Origin of the sequence: Acinetobacter sp. WCHA29 (genome assembly GCF_002165335.1) — a bacterium.
GTDB lineage: Bacteria > Pseudomonadota > Gammaproteobacteria > Pseudomonadales > Moraxellaceae > Acinetobacter.
In genome coordinates this window covers 1,175-19,353 of the sequence record NZ_NHRQ01000021.1, presented here as the reverse complement: position 1 = coordinate 19,353, position 18,179 = coordinate 1,175, and the positions used below count along the sequence as shown (strand labels likewise).

Here is an 18,179-nt window from a genome sequence, read left to right as displayed (position 1 = left end):
ATGAGCAAAACCACTGAAAAAAACGAAGAAAAAGACTTGCTGTTTGCGGGTCTTGCCCGAACTGCAAGGGTGGCAAATATACCTGTAGATATTTTCACTTACTTTTTCCTAATTTGTGGTTTTGCTACGTGCTTTTTAGCACTAATTGGCAACCTAAAATTAGGATTAATAATATCGGGAATAATCTATTTATTGTTGGTTGTAGTGACCTACCAAGAAGATAGAGGGATTCAATATTTATGGTTTTCGATCAAACGTAGACTTCAGCGAACTAAAGTTTTTGGTGGCTATAGTTTTGATTCTCACGCAAAAGCTGACGATAAAAATATTGAATATAGTCAAAAGAAATTAGCGGGTGCTGAACAAATGGAAATCAATAATTTACCTTATCTAAGCCCAATCAATGAACATGATATTAAGCTAGTTAATGGTGATATTTTTACGGTTTTAAAAATTACTGGCTTTCCGTATGAAACTAAAAGCTATGCTCAATTAAAGACTTTAAAAAAATATCGTGCAGATATGTTTAAACAACTTGGCTCTCGTTTTGTTGTTAGCGTTTATTATGATCGTCACGAAGTTAAAACCGAAATACCGCCTGCAAATGGCAATGAATTTTCAGATAGTTTTAACCAAAAATATTATGAAAAACTATCTAATGAACGCATGTTTCAAAATGATATTTATGTGTCGTTGCTTGTCCGAAAATCTAACCCAAGTGACCCGCCTTTAACTCGTCTTAAAAATCTGTTTTTCAGAAGTGATAATGAAGAACAAATGATTGCCGAATTAAATAATGCAGTAAGTATGTTTAAAGAGTATCTGCAAGATGCGAACCCAAGACAGCTAGGCACTTATTCAAAAGATAGCGTTTTGTATTCTGAAACAGTGAATTTTCTCGGTTATTTATTAAACTTAGAAAAAGCAGAAATTCCACTTCATCCAACTGAAATCAGAAACTACTTAGGCTATACACGTAGAGTTTTTGCGCCTGATGGAACTATTAAATTCTATCACCCAAGCGGTGAATTAACGGCAGGGGCAATCTATAGTTTGCCTACTCCTAGCTATCCAGAGGGTAGCGATCACACCATGTTAGATGAATTTCTAAAAGTTGATCATCCTTTAATTATTTCTCAAACTTTCATGATGATGGACAGACGTAAATCTATCAGCATGAGTACAACTCGTCAGAACCAATTAAAAAATGCTCAAGACAAGTCAGAATCTCAAATTGAAGCGATTAATGTTGCCATTGATGACTTAGCTTCAGGGCGTATCTTAAACGGCATTTATTCATTAAATGTTTTAGTTACCTCTAAGACCCCATCTGAATTTAAAGAAGCAATGCAGAAAACTAGCGGGGCATTTCAGCGCAATCACATGATACCTAAAAAAGAAGATTTAATTTCTGAACCTACTTTTTACTCTATGTTGATTGGCAACTATCACTTACTCCAAAGACCCGCAACTATTAACACGACTAACTTTGCGGGCTTTGCCAGTATGCACAATAGTTCTACTGGCAAAAAAGATGGCAACCATTGGGGTGAGAATGTCATTCAGCTTAAAACGACAAGTAATACGCCTTACTACTTCAATTTCCATGAACATGATGTAGGTCATACTCGTATCACGACTGGTACTGGTGGCGGTAAGACTACTGTAATTAATACGCTTTTGACTGCTTCAGATAAGTTTAAGCCTTATATTTTTCATTTTGATTTTGAATATTCAGCTTCAGTTTGGATTAAAAGCATGGGCGGGCGACATACTGTTTTAAGTGAAATGGTTAAAACTGGTTGGAATCCATTGCAGTTAGATGACACGGAACAAAACCGTTTGTTTCTAAGAAATCTATTTTCTTTTATGGCTCAAGACTACAACGATAATGGTAATCCAAAGCCTTTAAGCACTGCTGAAGAAAACAAGATCAAAGACGTTGTAGATGCTGTTTATAGCTATGAAAAGCACCTTAGACGGCTTAGAAACTTTATTGGCTTGTTTGGTATGGCTGAAGATAACAACATGGCTGAACGCATGTCAAAATGGGTTAATGATGGGGTTTATGCCAATATTTTTGACAATGAAAGTGACAATTTCTCAATTGATGGCGCTCGAATTTTCGGCTATGAAATGAAAAATGTCATTGATAATGATGTGGTGTTAGGCGCTATGTCTATGTATATCTTCCATCAAATTGATATATCCATGTCTGAGGGCAAGCCCTTTATTGTTGTTGTCGAAGAAGGTCAAAGATATATCAGCAATCCGATTAACTTAGCATGGCTTAAAATCATGCTAACCACGTACCGTAGACGTAACGGTATGATGATCTTTGTTACGCCAACGCCTGAAGTCATTACAAGAGATGACGATCTGATCGGGCAGTTTAAAACATCAATTCTATTGCCGAATGATAAAGCGAATGTCGCTACATATATGGGTAATGAGAAAAATAATGGCTTAGGCTGTACTCAAGCAGAATTTGATTGGGTTGTGAATACACCGCCTTATTTACGCCAATTTATGATTAAAAACTCGCATGATTCAGTTATTAGCAAATTAGATTTAAGCAATATGTCTGAAATTATCCCAATACTTTCAGGCAATGAGTTAAGACACAATATTCTTGAGGAAATATTGAGTAAAGATGAAAACTTGACCTACTCCCAGTGGGTACACGAATTTAACGAAAGGGTGAAATCATGAAAATGAATAAAATAAAAATGTCGGCTGTAGCTTTTGCTTTAGCCTTTACTGCCAACACAGCAAACGCTTGGGACGTTGTATTCGACCCGACAGCCGTTGCAAATATGGTCAAGCAATTGGTTCAAATGCAACAGCAATACGAGATCATGAAGAAACAATATGAAAGTACGACTGGTAATACTGGTATCGGAACTTCAGGCGTTAAGAATGTGCAAGACGTTGTTTCAGGCTCTTGGCAAGACGTAGTAGCCAATCAAAAGACTGGCTCATTTGGTAATGCTCAAAAGGCTTATGACAAAGTGCTTACTACCATTGGTTCAGATGGTATGAATCAATTGCTAGGCAATGATCAATACAAGCGAAATTACAACACGGTTAAGACTGGCTTTGCTTTCAGTGATGCTTCCTATAATGCTTTAAATGAGCATGTAGCAAACTTAACCACACTGAAGAACAAAATTAACTCGACCCGCAATATTAAAGAAGCCCAAGACTTAGCAAATGCCATTGCTATTGAACAAGGTTATATCAACTCGATTGGTGCTAAATTGTCGGCTGTTCAAACTAACCTTGCATCTAACAATGCTTCAAGCGGTGTGACCAGTACGCAAAGCTTTAAATCGTGGTTTGGTAACTAATTTCATCACAAGCTAACAATTCAGGTTGTTAGCTTTTTTTTGTCTAAATTTTAGGATTATCTATGAAAAAAATCATAATCCCTGTATTAGCCTTAATCGCTTTCAATACATACGCTGAAACAGCACAGAATGGCACAGAAACGCCAGTTGCTATAGAGGCTAGTCATACATCACTGACCACTAAAAAAGGCGAAATAGAGGTTAAAAAAGACGGAAAAACTGTATCTGTTTCTAAAGTACCTGAAAGCCCTTTAATTAATACAGTCACAACTACACAAACAACTTCAAAAGCGCCTGAAGCTAAAAAAGTAGTAAAAGAGATCCAATCTGAATCAGTCAAAGAACCTGTAGTGATTTATCAAGCCAGTGAAATTATGCCTGAGCTTAGTCAAGCCGATCTTGACTATATCAAGGCTGTAAATTCAAACGATAAAATCAACTCAATTGAAAGCAAGATCGTTAATAACGAAGCGATTAGCAAAGAAGAATTGAAGATTTTACGCCAAAAGAATCCAAACTACTGATTGACCTTTTTGACAATTTCCTCGCACTCATAACCCACTTAAATCATTCAATAAAGTAGATGCCTGGTTAAGACTGCATACTTGCAGTTTTGACCAAGCATCGGGATATGATTTTTCACAGTAAGAGTTTTAGCACGTATGGACCAAGCAATGAAGTTGCAAGTCCATACGTGCTAAAACGGTTTTATGGTGAACCAAAATGAATAAGCTTTTTTGTATTACCCTTTTTTTGTTTTCAGCATACTGTCACGCTGATTATTACGGCAAAGTCACTTACGTTTTAGACGGTGATACTGTGAGTATCACAAAACCAAACAACACTAAATGGCGGGTTAGACTGTCATTCATAGATGCCCCTGAAGTTGCCAATAATGCTAAAAATTCGCCTACACAGCCTTATGGTCAACAATCGAAACAATATTTAATGTCTATGGTCTTAAACAAAACGGTACTCGTTAAAGAGCATGGAACTGATAACAATGGTAGGTTTCTTGGTGAGCTGTACTTGAATAAATTAAATGTGAATAAAGCAATGGTCGCCAGTGGCTACGCTTGGGCTTATCGCTACAATCTTCCTGATAGAACATACATAGATTTAGAGAATAATGCTCGATCAAAAAAAATCGGGTTATGGAAAAGTCCTAACCCGATTAACCCCTATGACTGGCGAAAGAAATATTAAAATTTCATGCCTGAAGTGGGCTTATCCTGCTTTGGGCTTGACTGGCTTAACTCCTGTACCCTTGAAGCAGATAAAGATTTAAATGTTGTTTGCTGTGCTATCACTCTCTGATCTACAGCCTGTTTTACTTCAGGATTGGTTTCATAGCGTTTCACATATTGATCACCATAGCGGGCTTCAACACTTCTGATTTTTAACTCTACATTTGAATTGTTATGAACGCCTGTTGCATAGGTTTCACCTTTTTTAGTTGTGTGACCTGTGATTTTAATTTCAGCGTCTTTAGGTAAATTAGTGGTTTTAAATAAACCATCTTTTTGACTGTATGCTTCATTGAGCTTGATATAGTCACCATGAGCAACGGATAGCCCATTAGCTGACTTAGCAAAATCAGCACCCAATTTCCCCTCTTGCTTTAGCTGTATTCGGACTTCTTTAATGATTTGGTGTTTATCTAGCTCTGGGGCTTTGCTTTGAAATTGAGATACTTCAGCCTTACTATCTCCTTTCACTTCAGGCGCTTTAGGTTTATTTGATAGCTGTTCATCTACTTTCATTAAAATTTTATTTTCAAGGTTATTTAACTTTTCTTTAACCTCCATATAAACCTGTAATGCCGTAGATTCAGGTTGTTTTGAATCATGATTACCGATCGGCTTATCGAGCATCATTTCATTTTTAGTAACATTGATTAACTCAAGATGATCTCGATTTTGACGGAACATAACTAAATTGTCCTCGCCATCAACTTTGATATTTTTAGATAAATAACCATCTTGTTTTTCAAAATCATCTTTGGCAACAAGTAAGTTGCTAGTTAAGTTACTGACTATTTTTACGTCCATTTTCTCACCTGTACTTTCATCAACTTGGGTCACTTCACTAACCAGTTTTTGATTATTCAATTTAAGTCTGTCACTTTCCTGAAGCCCCTTTACAATCTCAACCTCTGTATATGGGGCAAAGCGTGTTTGCATTGCTTCTATTACTTTGAACCATTTATATTCATGCTGTTGGCGCTCCTGATCTGAAAATGGTCTTTCCCTTTCAGCTTTAAAGTCCTTTTGTTCAATAGCGTTATAGTGACGGTCATAAACGGTTAGCTTGTCTACTATGGGTTCATCTTTTAACTGTTCTATTGTGTTTTCTAGCTTGTGATAAATTTCACTATGAATATCAATATTGACGAAACGCCCAGTTTCATACAGCGCCTTTTCCATTTCATAACGATGGTATATACCTTGTCGTGATGTAATTTCAGGCACAGCCATTATTTTTAATTCAACGTCTTTGTAGCCTTTATCTCTGAAATTTTGAACTGTATTTTTTAAGGTTTGAAAATCTGCACTTGTTTGGTCAAGAACAATATTTTTCTTATGGCTTATAGCTTCTTCAATTAATTCTAAACTCCACTTTTTAGCATCATGGTGGGTGAATCCTGAAGATGTTTTATCATCCAATTTTTGCAGTTCATTATACTTGGGGTGATAGGCTCTTAATTGATCGGGGTCAATAATTACACTCCCGCCTTTATCTTTGAACTGATCTATAGAATCTCTTGCCAACTTGCCTTTACCCGATGCAGGCTGACCGCCAGTAATGACGACTTTAGGGCTGACTATAGACAGTGAGTTATTCAGAAAATCAGCTTTAATTTTCTCAAATACAAGGCTATGTTCTTCGTCACTTAGTTTGTATTGGTTGTCCATTGATCACCCTTTCATTGTGCCTTAAAGAATGTTCCAACAAACTTATAAACTGTAGGTAGTAATATCAGTCCACAAAATCCAATAATGCCTACAGTGTTATCTGATAAGTTCTCTGAAACAAACACTACGCCCAAGCAACCATAAATCACGACTAGACTTATAATTAGCTTCAGCAAAAAATTTTCATTCCTGATTACTCTGCTCGCTTTTATAGGCTTCACTATGTTTCTTGATTGATTGTATCAACTGTTCTCTATCTTGCTCGTACAAGCCCTGAAGCTCCATTGAAAGAGCCTGTCTATCATCTTCAGGCAAATGTCCTGAAGTACGCAATCCTATACGGTTTGATATGCCAGTCTGTGCAATCCTTAATAATTCAGATTCGCTTAGATCATTAAAATTAATCATCGTTATTTTTCCTTATACCTGAAGATATATAACAATAGGGTATACCCTATTGTTATATAATAATACACCCTAAAAACCCTATAACAATAGGGTTGTTTTGTTAATCTAATGTGATATAACATTGAGGTTATCTAATTTTGTTATACTGGTTATGGAAAAAGAAAATTTAGATATTGAAGATCAAATTAAAAACACACCCTTTCAAAGAGTGGGGTATATCCGTGTATCCACTAAAGACCAAAACCCTGAAAGACAGCTCCATGATCTACCCTTTGAGCTAGATAAAACTTTTATTGATCATTTTAGCGGAAAGACTGCCAAACGCCCTGCACTTCAGGAAATGTTCGATTATGTCCGTAGTGGGGACATTGTGTACGCTCATGATGTTTTTAGATTGGCACGTAGCTTGATTGACCTTGTAACCATTGTTCAAAAGCTAAATAAAAAAGGAGTGTCTGTTCATATTGTCAAAAATAACCTGAACTTTACCCCCAATTCAGATGACAAGTTCGATAAGTTTCAACTCCATGTATTAGGCGCTGTAGCTGAACTTGAAAGGGGTATTATTAGTGAGAATCAAGCAGAGGGAATTAAATTAGCTAAAAAAAAGAAAGGTAAATACAAGGGAAGATCGCCTGCGATTACAGAAGAAAAACTAAAAGAGTTAATTCATACCCTTAAAAATAAGGACGATTCATACCCTTTCACTCAAATAGCTAAAGATTATGGTGTTAGTTATATGACTTTAATTCGATATAGGAAAAAGTATGCAAAACAAATTAACGCCCAGTCTGATTGACCTTTTTGACAATTTTCTCGCACTCATAACAAAAAATAAAGGAAAATTTTAAGATCAATTGGATTTAAGATATACAACAATTATGTTTAAACCTATATAAGAAAACACATTAAGCTTCTTTTATAAGGCATTTTTAAAATGATAATTCAACATAAAAGTCCCTCATCCTCGCCTTCTTTCAAAGTGAGAAGGCGATTTCAATAGCAATATGAATCACTCATTATAAACATTCATTCAGTTTAGAAATAATCTAGAGATATTATGATTAACAGCAGAATTATCGATAAAATCAAATAAGTATTGATATTATTAAAGCTCTTAAGATAATTTAACATTCGTCATTTCCCATAAGAATTTAATAAAATACTATATGGCTGACAGATAGATAAAAGACTAGGAAAAGAAAAGCAGACAAAAAAATACCATCGATAATAAAATCGGTTAAAAATGTTGCACGATGAAATTTAAATAAACTTGTAAAGCTAATAAATTAACAATTTTATATTCATAAAAACTTAAATCACAAGTTAAGCTAATAAACAGTTTTAGATATTTTAAATAAGTTCATTTTAAAAACCAAAATTTAGATTTATTGGTGATATAAAACGGCGAATTCAAACATGAGGTGCGACAGTTTCAAAAGCCATATGATAATCAACAAGCTGAGCAAATTTCTCTAATGGTGTAAGCCAATCTAACGCCTTTCTAGGACGAGTATTCAGTGACATGGCAACTTGATTTAAATAATGCTGATCTGCCTGATTTAAATCAATCCCTTTAGGTAAATATTGCCTAATTAAACCATTCATATTTTCGCATGTGCCTTTTTGCCAGGGTGAATGTGGGTCACAGAAATATACATCTATGCCTAAATCTTCTTCGAGTATTTTATGTTCTGACATCTCACGTCCACGGTCATAGGTCAACGTTTTACGCAGTTCTGCAGGTAAATATTTCAGAGCTTCAGTTAAAGCCTTGCGCACTGATTCTGCCTTTGCATCAGGTAATGTTGCCAAGATACAGAGCCGTGTATTTCGTTCAATAAGTGTTGCTATCGAACTTTTATTGTCTTTACCTTTAATTAAATCAGCTTCCCAATGACCCGGTATTTTTCTTTCTTGAACTTCGGCTGGGCGCTCATGAATAGTTTTAATATCCTGTAATATAGAATCTTTTTTAGGTTCACCGTTAGCTTTTCGCTTTTTATTTTCATGACGTAGACAGGATAATAAGTCTTTTTTCAACTCACCCTTGGGTAATGCTCGTATCGTTGAATAAATCGTTGTATGGCTTACATTCATTGTTTGATCCAAATCAGGAAATGTCTTTAAACGCTTTGCTATTTGCTGAGGAGACCATAAACAACGGATCGCTTCAACAATAAATTTCCAGAGGATTGAATCGATTTTGAGTTTTCTGTGACCACGTCTACGTCTAGCAAAAGTGTTATCAGAAGCATATTGAGCTTGATAAACGTCATTGATGCTATTTCTTTTAAGCTCACGATAGATCGTACTAGGATGTCTTTTAATGAGTTCAGCAAATTTTCTGGCTGAAAAGCCTTCTTTTCTTGACTCAAGCATTAATGCAGTACGATCTTCAAAGTTAAGATGATGGTATGACAATTTTATATACTCCATAAACCCTTTAAATTAATTAGGTGGTTTATGTCGCACTTCAAGTTTTACTCTGCCCTCCATTGTTTTCAATTTATCGGATTTCTAAAAACATGAGATATATGTTTCAATAAAAGTTTTTAAGAACTTTATACACCAAATACCAATGCTTCACTTATGATAAAGTGGATTAAAATTGCAGAAAATGGGTAAATCCATAAAAAATGTCAACATCTTCAAATATACAATTGTATTTCAATTTCCGTTGTTTATAGTTGGAACATTTTTTTAAATCTCTACACTCAAGGTTAGATTTATGTCTACTGCTCATAAAAAAGCATCCTTATTGCAAAAAGTCAGTAAAGGACTCACAGTTGGTTCAGTCATTACAGGAAGCACGTTTTTACATGGTCCCCCTGTTTTGGCACTCGGTTTTACCAAGCTGTTTAAAAAATCAAAAAAAGTAGACGAAACCAATATTCAATTGGCCAATAGCTGGATTGGTGTAAACAACCACCTGATTGAAAAGGTGCTGCCAAACCTAAAGTGGGATATGGGTATAGGAAGTTCAACCGCCCTTTTTGGCGAGTCTGGCGGGTAGGAAGCGGCCGCGCAAGCGCCGCTTTGGGCACAGATCGGGCACAGATCGGGGGTTCATGCGTGGGTTTTCGACATCGCGGGGCCACGCAGCGGCTCAGTGCGTAGCCATTTCTCACCGAATCCCGGCACAGGGCCGAGCGCAGCCCTGCGGGGTCGTGGCCGCATCGGATCGGACTCTGGCTTGGCTGCCGGCTGTGTGGCCGGCGCCTCATCACGCGGCGGGCGGCGGGGCGCGCGCTGCGGGCCGGTAGTGCGCTTGCTCCAGCGCGCCGTGTTTCTCGAAGTGGGCGAGGATGGCGCGAATGGCCTTGGGGTCTTCGATGCTGGCGACGATCCGCACCGCGCCGCCGCAGTGGGCGCAGGTGGTGATGTCGATGGAAAAGACCCGCTTGAGCCGTTGCGCCCAGCTCATCGCACGGCGCTTCTGCTCGGGGCTGCGCGGCTCGTCGTGGGCGCTGACGTCCACTGGCGCCGCATCGCCCGCAGGCCGCCTGCCGCGCCCCGAGGGCGTCAGCTGCGCGCGCAGGTTTGCATTCGGGGCGAATACGCCGTGGAAGCGGGTGAGATGCGCGCGTGGCGGCGGGACCAGTGCCGCCAGCTTGGCGATGAAGTCCACCGCATCCCATTCGACATGCGTGGTGCCATTGCGCCACGGCGTCTTGAGCTGGTAACGCACCCTGCCCTGTGGCGAGATCGATAGCCGCTGCTCGCTGATCGCCGGGCGCGTGATGTAGCGGCACAGCTTTTCGAGCTTGTGGCTTTCGTGTGCTTCCGCGGCCACGCCGGCATGCAGCGAGAAGCCGCCGACCTTGCCGGCGTCGCCCTCCAGCGGACCGGCGTCGCCAGGCAGCGTTTGCAGCGTGACGACCTTGCGGCCAGCGTCGCGACCGGTGGCGATGCGGTAGGTCATCGAACTCATCCGCAGCCCATCCATGCCGTCGTCGCTACCCGCGCTGTCGGACAGGAACACGGATTCGTCTTCGCCTTCGAGCCAGCCGCGGCGCGACAGGTGCCGGCACACGCGATGCGCGATGGTGTTGGCCAGTTCCGTCAGTTGCGCCGATGTGGGCGCACGGGTGCGGTGCAGGCGCGGCTTGCGCTGCGGACGCTCGGTGGTGTCCTCGTACACGCCGTCGAGCCACAGCATGTGGAAGTGGATGTTGAGATTCAGCGCGCTGCCGAAGCGCTGGATCAGGGTCACCACGCCGCATTGCGCCGTATCCCGCGGCACGCCGGCCTGATCGGCAAGCCAACCGGCGATCACACGATGCACGATGCCCAGCACCGGGCCGATCGCCTCAGGCTTGCTGGCGAACAGGAAGCGCAACGGGTACGGGAAACTCAGCACCCATTGCCGCACCGGCCGCGGGCCGAACACCTCGTCCACCAGATGCCGCGCCGACTCGGCCATGCGCCGTGCGCCGCAGCTCGGGCACAGCCCGCGCTTCTTGCAGGAATACGCCACCAGCCTCTCGGCACGACAGTGCTCGCAGACCACGCGCAGGAAGCCGTGCTCGAGCACGCCGCAGCGCAGGTAGGTCTCGAACTCCTCGCGCACATACTCGGGCAGCGGGCGGTCTTCGGCCTCAAGACGCGCGATGAAGTCCGGGTAGTGCGCCTGCACTAGCGCGTACAGCAGCGTGCGCTCGGGCAGGTGGCGCGCGTAACGCGCAGCGGCGTGGGCGGCCGGCAGTGGCGCGCACACCTCGGCCTGCCGCCGGGGTGCGGTCAGGCGCGGCACGCAGCGCTCCGTTGCAGGGACGGCTGCTCAGGGTTGCGCCCGCGAGCACGCGTTCATATCGGCGTTTTCTGATCTTCGCGTCAGACATTGCCGCGGGGCGGGTAGGAAGTCTCCCGCCTCGGACGCCAGAACGCACAAAGCCCGGCACGAGGCCGGGCTTTGTGGTCTTGCTTGATGGATCGCGGGGCTTAGAAATCCATGCCGCCCATGCCGCCCATGCCGCCGCCGGCCGGCATCGCCGGCTCGTCCTTCTTCGGGGCCTCGGCCACCATCGCTTCGGTGGTGATCATCAGGCCCGCGATCGACGCGGCGTTCTGCAGCGCGGTGCGGGTGACCTTGGTCGGGTCCAGGATGCCGAACTCGATCATGTCGCCGAACTCGCCGTTGGCGGCGTTGTAGCCGAACGCACCCGAACCTTCGACCACGCGGTTGAGGATGACCGACGGCTCATCGCCGGCATTGGTCACGATCTCGCGCAGCGGGGCTTCCATCGCGCGCAGGGCGATCTGGATGCCGTGGTTCTGGTCTTCGTTCACGCCCTTGATGCCGGCGATCGCCGCCTTGGCACGGATCAGGGCGACGCCGCCGCCCGGGACGATGCCTTCCTCGACGGCCGCACGGGTCGCGTGCAGGGCGTCTTCGACGCGCGCCTTCTTTTCCTTCATCTCGACTTCGGTGGCGGCACCGACCTTGATCACCGCAACGCCGCCGGCCAGCTTGGCCACGCGCTCCTGCAGCTTCTCGCGGTCGTAGTCGGAGGAGGTCTCCTCGATCTGCGCCTTGATCTGCTTGATGCGCGCCTCGATGCCCGCGCCTTCGCCGGCGCCATCGATGATGGTGGTGTTTTCCTTCGACACCTGGATCTTCTTGGCGCGGCCGAGGTCCTTGATGGTGGCCTTCTCCAGCGACAGGCCGACTTCCTCGGAAATCACCACGCCGCCGGTCAGGATCGCCATGTCTTCCAGCATCGCCTTGCGACGGTCGCCGAAGCCCGGGGCCTTCACCGCGCAGACCTTGACGATGCCGCGGATGGTGTTGACCACCAGGGTCGCCAGCGCTTCGCCTTCGACTTCCTCCGCCACGATCAGCAGCGGCTTGCCGGCCTTGGCCACGCCCTCGAGGACGGGCAGCAGGTCGCGCACGTTGGAGATCTTCTTGTCGTACAGCAGGATGAAGGGATCATCCAGGTCGGCCGACATCGACTGCTGGTTGTTGACGAAGTACGGGCTCAGGTAGCCGCGGTCGAACTGCATGCCCTCGACCACGTCGAGTTCGTTGTCCAGGCCGCTGCCTTCCTCGACCGTGATCACGCCTTCCTTGCCGACCTTGTCCATCGCCTGCGCGATCAGGTCGCCGATGTTGGCATCCGAGTTCGCGGAGATCGCGCCGACCTGGGCGATTTCCTTGCTGGTCGACGACGGCTTGGACAGCGACTTCAGTTCGCCGACCGCGGCCTTCACCGCCTGGTCGATGCCGCGCTTCAGGTCCATCGGGTTCATGCCGGCGGCGACCGCCTTCATGCCCTCGCGGATGAACGCCTGCGCCAGCACGGTGGCGGTGGTGGTGCCGTCGCCGGCGTTGTCGGAGGTCTTGGAAGCGACTTCCTTCACCATCTGCGCGCCCATGTTCTCGAACGCGTCAGCCAGTTCGATTTCCTTGGCGACGGAGACGCCGTCCTTGGTGATGGTCGGCGCGCCGTAGCTCTTCTGCAGCACGACGTTGCGGCCCTTCGGGCCGAGGGTCGCCTTCACGGCGTTGGCGAGCACGTTGACGCCGCGCACCATCTTGGAGCGCGCGTCTTCGCCGAAACGAATGTCCTTGGCAGCCATTGCGAATTACCTCGAAAAATTATTCGGATGAGAAATGTGTGGGAGCGACGCGCGATCAGCCGAGGATCGCGAACAGGTCGTCTTCCTTCACCACCAGCAGCTCGACGCCGTCCAGCTTCACTTCGGTGCCGCTGTACTTGCCGAACAGCACCTTGTCGCCGACCTTGACCTGCGGCGCGCGGACCTGGCCGTTGTCCAGCACCTTGCCGGTGCCGACGGCGACGACTTCGCCCTTGATCGGCTTCTCGGTGGCCGAATCCGGGATCACGATCCCGCCGGCGGACAGCTTCTCTTCTTCCATGCGCTTGATGACCACGCGGTCGTGCAGCGGCTTGATATTGGACATGGCAACCTCGGTAAATGGTTGATTGACGTGGAAAAACCCGGCGATTTTAGCAGTCGCGCGAAGCGAGTGCCAAACCGCGGACAACAGAACCGGGCGAACCCGGCATGCCACCGAGATGGGGCGGGCCCGCCGACTTTCAAGGGCCGCACGCGGATGTCCGCCAGGCCCGCCGGATCGGGGCAGCCGCTACCCTATGCCGGTGAGCGCCCTGATCTGCTTCTGCACCTGTCCCGACGCCGACAGCGCCGAGCGCATCGCCACCGCGCTGGTGGCCGAGCGCCTGGCCGCCTGCGTCAACCTCCTGCCCGGCCTGCGTTCGGTCTATCGCTGGCAACGCAAGGTCGAGGCCGCGGCCGAGGTCCTGCTGCTGGTCAAGACCAGTGCCGAGGCCTACCCCGCCCTGCAGGAACGCCTGCGCCAACTGCATCCCTACGAACTCCCGGAGCTGCTCGCGGTCGAAGCCGCGTCCGGCCTGCCCGAATACCTGCAATGGCTGGCCGCCGAGAGCCGACCGGTAAACTGAGCCAATGACCGCATCCACGATCCGCCTGCGCCGCTGGCTGGCCGGGCTCGCCCTGCTGCTTGCGCTGCCCGCGACCTCGGCCGTCGCCCAGGACTTCGAACTGCCGCCGGTCGACGAGGTCTTCGTCCTGTCCGCGCAGGCCACCGCGCCGGACCGCATCGAGGTGCGCTGGCGGATCGCCGACGGCTATTACCTGTACCGGCACCGCACCTCGGTCAAGGCCGATGCCGCCTTCACCGGCGCGACCATGGCGCTGCCGAAGGGCAAGGCCTACCGCGACGAATTCTTCGGCGACGTCGAAACCTACCGCAAGGAATTGCTCGGCACCCTCACCGGCACGCCCGCGGCCGGCGCGAGCGCGACCACCCTGACCGTGAAGTACCAGGGCTGCGCCGATGCCGGCGTGTGCTACCCGCCGCAGACCCGCACCCTGAAGGTCGCGTTGCCGGGCGAAGCGGGCGCTGGCGGCTTCGGCTGTAAGGCGCGCGGGCTGCATGATTATGTCGTCAAGAACGGCTCTGCCGATCATCCCAACGCCGAGGTGAAATTCGCACTGGGTGATGTGGTCAACACCATGATCGGCTGCACTAATGGTGAAACGATCATGCTGTGCCACGACACCTCGCTGCCGCGCCCCTATTCTCTCGGCTTTCGGGTGCAAGGCACCGAGGGGCTGTGGATGGACGTCAACAAGTCGATCTATCTGGAGGGCAAGAGCCCACAGCCGCACCGCTGGGAGCCTGCCGAGGGCTGGTTTGCGAAATACGATCACCCGCTATGGAAACGCTACGCCGATCTGGCGGCAGGGGCCGGGCATGGCGGGATGGACTGGTTCGTGATCCACGCTTTTGTCGAGGCGCTGAAGGCCAAGGCCCCGATGCCAATCGACATTTACGACGCGCTGGCCTGGAGCGCGATCACGCCTCTGTCGGAACAATCGATTGCTGAGGGCAATCGCACGTTAGATTTTCCCGACTTCACCCGAGGGCAGTGGCGCACCCGCAAGCCGATCTTTGCGCTGAACGACGCCTATTGATCGACGCGATTTAGGCCAAGCGCACCGCAAAGGCGAAATTGGTAATCTTGTCGGTATCCTTGACGCCCGGCGCGCTTTCGACGCCGCTGGAGGTATCGACCAGCGGCGCTCCGGTGCGCGCAATCGCCTCGGCAACATTCGTCGGATTTAGCCCGCCTGCCAGCCCCCACGGCAAGGCACCGCGATATCCGGCCAGCAGCGACCAGTCGAACGCCAACCCCATGCCGCCGGGCAGCGCGCCTTTGGGGGTCTTGGCGTCGAACAAGATCAAGTCCGCCGCCCCGGCATAGGCTGCGGCGCGTGCGACATCGCTGGCGCTGGCGACGGGCAGCGCCTTCCACACCGGCTTGCCAAACCGCGCGCGCAACTGGGCCACGCGTTCGGGCGATTCCGAACCGTGCAGCTGCAGCGCGTTCAGCTTGGCTGCCACCAGTGCGTCGGCGATGACAGCATCATCCGCATCGACGAACAAACCGACCATGGCGATCTGGCCAGCTGCGCGCGATGTCAAAGCGCCCGCGACATTCGACGTAACCGCACGGGGCGACGCTGGATAGAACACCAACCCGGCATAGTCCGCCCGCGCCGCGATGGTCGCATCGAGCGCCTCGGGTGTGCTGATCCCGCAAATCTTGATTTTCGCGGGCATGCGGTCAGTCGGGGTTCTGGATCAGCCGCACCAGCGTGCAGTCGGGATCGATCAGGTAGCCGATCCTCAGGCCGCTCGCCTCCAGTTGCGGAGCTTTGAAGCGCGGCCAGCCGGTGCTTTTTTCCTCGGCTCCCGCCGCGTTCACCAATGCCACCATGGCATCGAGATCATCCAACCGCAGGCAACAGCCGAACGAGCTCGTAGCTGGGTCGAGGTCAGGATAGGGGAAGAATTCGAGCTGCAAACCGCCGCGCTGCAGGATCATCCAGCCGCGATCCTTCCAACTCGTCGCAAAGCCCAGCTTCGCATAAAACGCCTCTGTCACATCGAAATCGCGCGATGGCAGATTGGGGGTGACGTGGTCAGCCATGGCTCAGCGCAGCTTGTCGGCCATGCGGGCCGTATGAGTGATTGCGGCGCGGCTATCGGGGGCGGAATGGCTCATCACGATCATGCTGGCCTTGGGGAACGCCGCACCAAACGCGCGCGCTGACGCGGCGTAGTGCTCAGTGTCGGCATCACCGAGATTGCCGAGCGACTTGGCCTTGCTGTCCTTGATCAGGCAGCCACCAAAAGCGATGTCGGTGCCGTCGATCCCAACGGTGATATTGTCACTGGTGTGGCCGGGGCCGGGGTAAAATACCTTGAGCGGGCCAAAGTTGGGCGCGGTTGCTGGTTCGACCCAGCCATTGGCGGCGAAAGTCAGGCTGTGTTGCGCCGCAACCATCCCCTCTTGCGGGGCAAGCTGGTTCGACAACGCATTGGCATAAGTCGCAATCCCCGCCGCATGCAGCGCGTCCATACCGCCCATCTTGTCCTGATGCGCGTGAGTCACCACCGCCAGCGCGACCGGCAGGTTGATCTCCTGCTTGATCCAGTTGAGGATCTGGGCGGTCTGGTCATCGGTCCAGGCGGTATCGACCACCAGCACGCGGCCGCCATCCCTGACGATCAAACCGTTGGAAGCGACTGCCCCGAAACCCGGCATGTCGAGATAGGAAGTGTGCTGCCAGACATTCGGTGCGAGCTGGCGGAAAACCAGATCGCCAAACCGTTGGTCGCCAGTTTCCATTTGCTGGCCAATCGTCGGGCGGATTTCACCGGGCATGCACCCGCTCAGCATCAATGCAGCGGCTAATGCGGTGCTCAGCTTCGCGACCGGGTGCATAATATTGGGCAATTCCATCAAGTTTTCCTTTTATTCAGCATTAAAAACCCCGCAAATGCGAGGCCTAGTAAATAGATGATCTTAATTTGGTTCACTGTAGCAAAAATATGGGGCGAATTCAAACATGAGGTGCGACAGTTTCAAAAGCCATATGATAATCAACAAGCTGAGCAAATTTCTCTAATGGTGTAAGCCAATCTAACGCCTTTCTAGGACGAGTATTCAGTGACATGGCAACTTGATTTAAATAATGCTGATCTGCCTGATTTAAATCAATCCCTTTAGGTAAATATTGCCTAATTAAACCATTCATATTTTCGCATGTGCCTTTTTGCCAGGGTGAATGTGGGTCACAGAAATATACATCTATGCCTAAATCTTCTTCGAGTATTTTATGTTCTGACATCTCACGTCCACGGTCATAGGTCAACGTTTTACGCAGTTCTGCAGGTAAATATTTCAGAGCTTCAGTTAAAGCCTTGCGCACTGATTCTGCCTTTGCATCAGGTAATGTTGCCAAGATACAGAGCCGTGTATTTCGTTCAATAAGTGTTGCTATCGAACTTTTATTGTCTTTACCTTTAATTAAATCAGCTTCCCAATGACCCGGTATTTTTCTTTCTTGAACTTCGGCTGGGCGCTCATGAATAGTTTTAATATCCTGTAATATAGAATCTTTTTTAGGTTCACCGTTAGCTTTTCGCTTTTTATTTTCATGACGTAGACAGGATAATAAGTCTTTTTTCAACTCACCCTTTGGTAATGCTCGTATCGTTGAATAAATCGTTGTATGGCTTACATTCATTGTTTGATCCAAATCAGGAAATGTCTTTAAACGCTTTGCTATTTGCTGAGGAGACCATAAACAACGGATCGCTTCAACAATAAATTTCCAGAGGATTGAATCGATTTTGAGTTTTCTGTGACCACGTCTACGTCTAGCGAAGGTGTTATCAGAAGCATATCGAGCTTGATAAACGTCATTGATGCTATTTCTTTTAAGCTCACGATAGATCGTACTAGGATGTCTTTTAATGAGTTCAGCAAATTTTCTGGCTGAAAAGCCTTCTTTTCTTGACTCAAGCATTAATGCAGTACGATCTTCAAAGTTAAGATGATGGTATGACAATTTTATATACTCCATAAACCCTTTAAATTAATTAGGTGGTTTATGTCGCACTTCAAGTTTTACTCTGCCA

The 18,179-nt window shown here is 47.9% G+C and carries 17 protein-coding genes and 1 pseudogene; 8 read left to right on the top strand and 10 right to left on the bottom strand.

Annotated elements, in window-relative coordinates; all coding sequences use genetic code 11:
- The 4 genes from CDG59_RS12170 (at window position 1) to CDG59_RS12155 (ending at window position 4,556) form a co-directional block, all read left to right on the top strand.
- Window positions 1-2,712: a VirB4 gene (locus tag CDG59_RS12170; protein ID WP_015060708.1), complete on the top strand. Its 2,712-nt coding sequence runs from the start codon at window positions 1-3 to the stop codon at window positions 2,710-2,712.
- On the top strand, window positions 2,709-3,350 hold the full coding sequence (locus CDG59_RS12165) for a type IV secretion system protein (protein WP_004999358.1): 642 nt from the start codon (window positions 2,709-2,711) through the stop codon (window positions 3,348-3,350). The genes CDG59_RS12170 and CDG59_RS12165 overlap by 4 nt, the downstream gene beginning before the upstream one ends.
- 62 nt (window positions 3,351-3,412) lie before the next feature.
- Window positions 3,413-3,874, top strand: a complete 462-nt coding sequence (locus CDG59_RS12160; RefSeq protein WP_015060707.1) for a hypothetical protein — start codon at window positions 3,413-3,415, stop codon at window positions 3,872-3,874.
- Window positions 3,875-4,073: 199 nt separating this feature from the next.
- Window positions 4,074-4,556, top strand: a complete 483-nt coding sequence (locus CDG59_RS12155) for a thermonuclease family protein (RefSeq protein WP_015060706.1) — start codon at window positions 4,074-4,076, stop codon at window positions 4,554-4,556.
- Here CDG59_RS12155 and CDG59_RS12150 read toward each other — a convergent pair.
- Both CDG59_RS12150 and CDG59_RS12145 read right to left on the bottom strand, forming a co-directional pair.
- Entirely contained in the window at window positions 4,553-6,265 is a 1,713-nt protein-coding gene (locus tag CDG59_RS12150; protein WP_015060705.1) for a zeta toxin family protein, read from the bottom strand. The two genes, CDG59_RS12155 and CDG59_RS12150, sit on opposite strands and share 4 nt — an antisense overlap.
- A 183-nt stretch (window positions 6,266-6,448) precedes the next feature.
- Entirely contained in the window at window positions 6,449-6,673 is a 225-nt protein-coding gene (locus tag CDG59_RS12145; protein WP_015056389.1) for a hypothetical protein, read from the bottom strand.
- Window positions 6,674-6,824: 151 nt separating this feature from the next.
- Between CDG59_RS12145 and CDG59_RS12140 the strand changes: the two genes are divergently transcribed.
- The gene (locus CDG59_RS12140) at window positions 6,825-7,472 is read left to right on the top strand and encodes a recombinase family protein (RefSeq protein ID WP_004993315.1); all 648 of its coding nucleotides are present in this window, start codon (window positions 6,825-6,827) and stop codon (window positions 7,470-7,472) included.
- A gap of 614 nt (window positions 7,473-8,086) precedes the next feature.
- Here CDG59_RS12140 and CDG59_RS12135 read toward each other — a convergent pair.
- Window positions 8,087-9,055 (bottom strand): IS30 family transposase, encoded by a 969-nt coding sequence (locus tag CDG59_RS12135; RefSeq protein ID WP_012308653.1) that lies wholly within the window; start codon window positions 9,053-9,055, stop codon window positions 8,087-8,089.
- A gap of 349 nt (window positions 9,056-9,404) precedes the next feature.
- Between CDG59_RS12135 and CDG59_RS12130 the strand changes: the two are divergent.
- Window positions 9,405-9,650 (top strand): annotated as a pseudogene (locus CDG59_RS12130) (hypothetical protein); the annotation flags it as partial.
- 249 nt (window positions 9,651-9,899) lie between these two features.
- On the opposite strand, the gene CDG59_RS12120 reads toward CDG59_RS12130, so the two are convergent.
- From CDG59_RS12120 to groES, 3 genes are all read right to left on the bottom strand, one after another.
- Window positions 9,900-11,393 carry an IS91 family transposase gene (locus tag CDG59_RS12120; RefSeq protein ID WP_043907034.1) on the bottom strand — a complete coding sequence of 498 codons (1,494 nt, stop codon included), beginning with the start codon at window positions 11,391-11,393 and terminating at the stop codon, window positions 9,900-9,902.
- 224 nt (window positions 11,394-11,617) lie between these two features.
- On the bottom strand, window positions 11,618-13,258 hold the full coding sequence (gene groL, locus CDG59_RS12115; RefSeq protein WP_004201176.1) for a chaperonin GroEL: 1,641 nt from the start codon (window positions 13,256-13,258) through the stop codon (window positions 11,618-11,620).
- Window positions 13,259-13,313: 55 nt separating this feature from the next.
- Window positions 13,314-13,604, bottom strand: coding sequence for a co-chaperone GroES (gene groES / locus CDG59_RS12110; RefSeq protein ID WP_004201172.1), 291 nt, complete (start codon window positions 13,602-13,604; stop codon window positions 13,314-13,316).
- A 193-nt stretch (window positions 13,605-13,797) separates the two neighbouring features.
- On the opposite strand from groES, the gene cutA reads away from it, so the two are divergent.
- Window positions 13,798-14,127, top strand: coding sequence for a divalent-cation tolerance protein CutA (gene cutA / locus CDG59_RS12105; protein ID WP_004201171.1), 330 nt, complete (start codon window positions 13,798-13,800; stop codon window positions 14,125-14,127).
- A gap of 4 nt (window positions 14,128-14,131) precedes the next feature.
- Window positions 14,132-15,163 carry a protein-disulfide reductase DsbD domain-containing protein gene (locus CDG59_RS15670; protein ID WP_004201169.1) on the top strand — a complete coding sequence of 344 codons (1,032 nt, stop codon included), beginning with the start codon at window positions 14,132-14,134 and terminating at the stop codon, window positions 15,161-15,163.
- Window positions 15,164-15,173: 10 nt separating this feature from the next.
- On the opposite strand, the gene CDG59_RS12095 is transcribed toward CDG59_RS15670, so the two are convergent.
- The 4 genes from CDG59_RS12095 to CDG59_RS12080 form a co-directional block, all read right to left on the bottom strand.
- On the bottom strand, window positions 15,174-15,812 hold the full coding sequence (locus CDG59_RS12095) for a phosphoribosylanthranilate isomerase (RefSeq protein ID WP_004201168.1): 639 nt from the start codon (window positions 15,810-15,812) through the stop codon (window positions 15,174-15,176).
- Window positions 15,813-15,816: 4 nt separating this feature from the next.
- Window positions 15,817-16,182, bottom strand: coding sequence for a bleomycin binding protein Ble-MBL (gene ble / locus CDG59_RS12090; RefSeq protein WP_004201167.1), 366 nt, complete (start codon window positions 16,180-16,182; stop codon window positions 15,817-15,819).
- A 3-nt stretch (window positions 16,183-16,185) separates the two neighbouring features.
- Complete coding sequence (locus tag CDG59_RS12085; RefSeq protein WP_004201164.1) at window positions 16,186-16,998, bottom strand: subclass B1 metallo-beta-lactamase NDM-1; 813 nt, start codon at window positions 16,996-16,998, stop codon at window positions 16,186-16,188.
- A gap of 100 nt (window positions 16,999-17,098) precedes the next feature.
- Window positions 17,099-18,067: an IS30 family transposase gene (locus CDG59_RS12080; protein WP_005804963.1), complete on the bottom strand. Its 969-nt coding sequence runs from the start codon at window positions 18,065-18,067 to the stop codon at window positions 17,099-17,101.
- Window positions 18,068-18,179 lie beyond the last annotated feature (112 nt).

Coding starts and splice junctions, on each gene's coding strand:
- CDG59_RS12170 (WP_015060708.1), top strand. CDS start 1: ATGAGCAAAACCACTGAAAAAAACGAAGAAAAAGACTTGCTGTTTGCG.
- CDG59_RS12165 (WP_004999358.1), top strand. CDS start 2,709: ATGAAAATGAATAAAATAAAAATGTCGGCTGTAGCTTTTGCTTTAGCC.
- CDG59_RS12160 (WP_015060707.1), top strand. CDS start 3,413: ATGAAAAAAATCATAATCCCTGTATTAGCCTTAATCGCTTTCAATACA.
- CDG59_RS12155 (WP_015060706.1), top strand. CDS start 4,074: ATGAATAAGCTTTTTTGTATTACCCTTTTTTTGTTTTCAGCATACTGT.
- CDG59_RS12150 (WP_015060705.1), bottom strand. CDS start 6,265: ATGGACAACCAATACAAACTAAGTGACGAAGAACATAGCCTTGTATTT.
- CDG59_RS12145 (WP_015056389.1), bottom strand. CDS start 6,673: ATGATTAATTTTAATGATCTAAGCGAATCTGAATTATTAAGGATTGCA.
- CDG59_RS12140 (WP_004993315.1), top strand. CDS start 6,825: ATGGAAAAAGAAAATTTAGATATTGAAGATCAAATTAAAAACACACCC.
- CDG59_RS12135 (WP_012308653.1), bottom strand. CDS start 9,055: ATGCTTGAGTCAAGAAAAGAAGGCTTTTCAGCCAGAAAATTTGCTGAA.
- groL (WP_004201176.1), bottom strand. CDS start 13,258: ATGGCTGCCAAGGACATTCGTTTCGGCGAAGACGCGCGCTCCAAGATG.
- groES (WP_004201172.1), bottom strand. CDS start 13,604: ATGTCCAATATCAAGCCGCTGCACGACCGCGTGGTCATCAAGCGCATG.
- cutA (WP_004201171.1), top strand. CDS start 13,798: ATGCCGGTGAGCGCCCTGATCTGCTTCTGCACCTGTCCCGACGCCGAC.
- CDG59_RS15670 (WP_004201169.1), top strand. CDS start 14,132: ATGACCGCATCCACGATCCGCCTGCGCCGCTGGCTGGCCGGGCTCGCC.
- CDG59_RS12095 (WP_004201168.1), bottom strand. CDS start 15,812: ATGCCCGCGAAAATCAAGATTTGCGGGATCAGCACACCCGAGGCGCTC.
- ble (WP_004201167.1), bottom strand. CDS start 16,182: ATGGCTGACCACGTCACCCCCAATCTGCCATCGCGCGATTTCGATGTG.
- CDG59_RS12085 (WP_004201164.1), bottom strand. CDS start 16,998: ATGGAATTGCCCAATATTATGCACCCGGTCGCGAAGCTGAGCACCGCA.
- CDG59_RS12080 (WP_005804963.1), bottom strand. CDS start 18,067: ATGCTTGAGTCAAGAAAAGAAGGCTTTTCAGCCAGAAAATTTGCTGAA.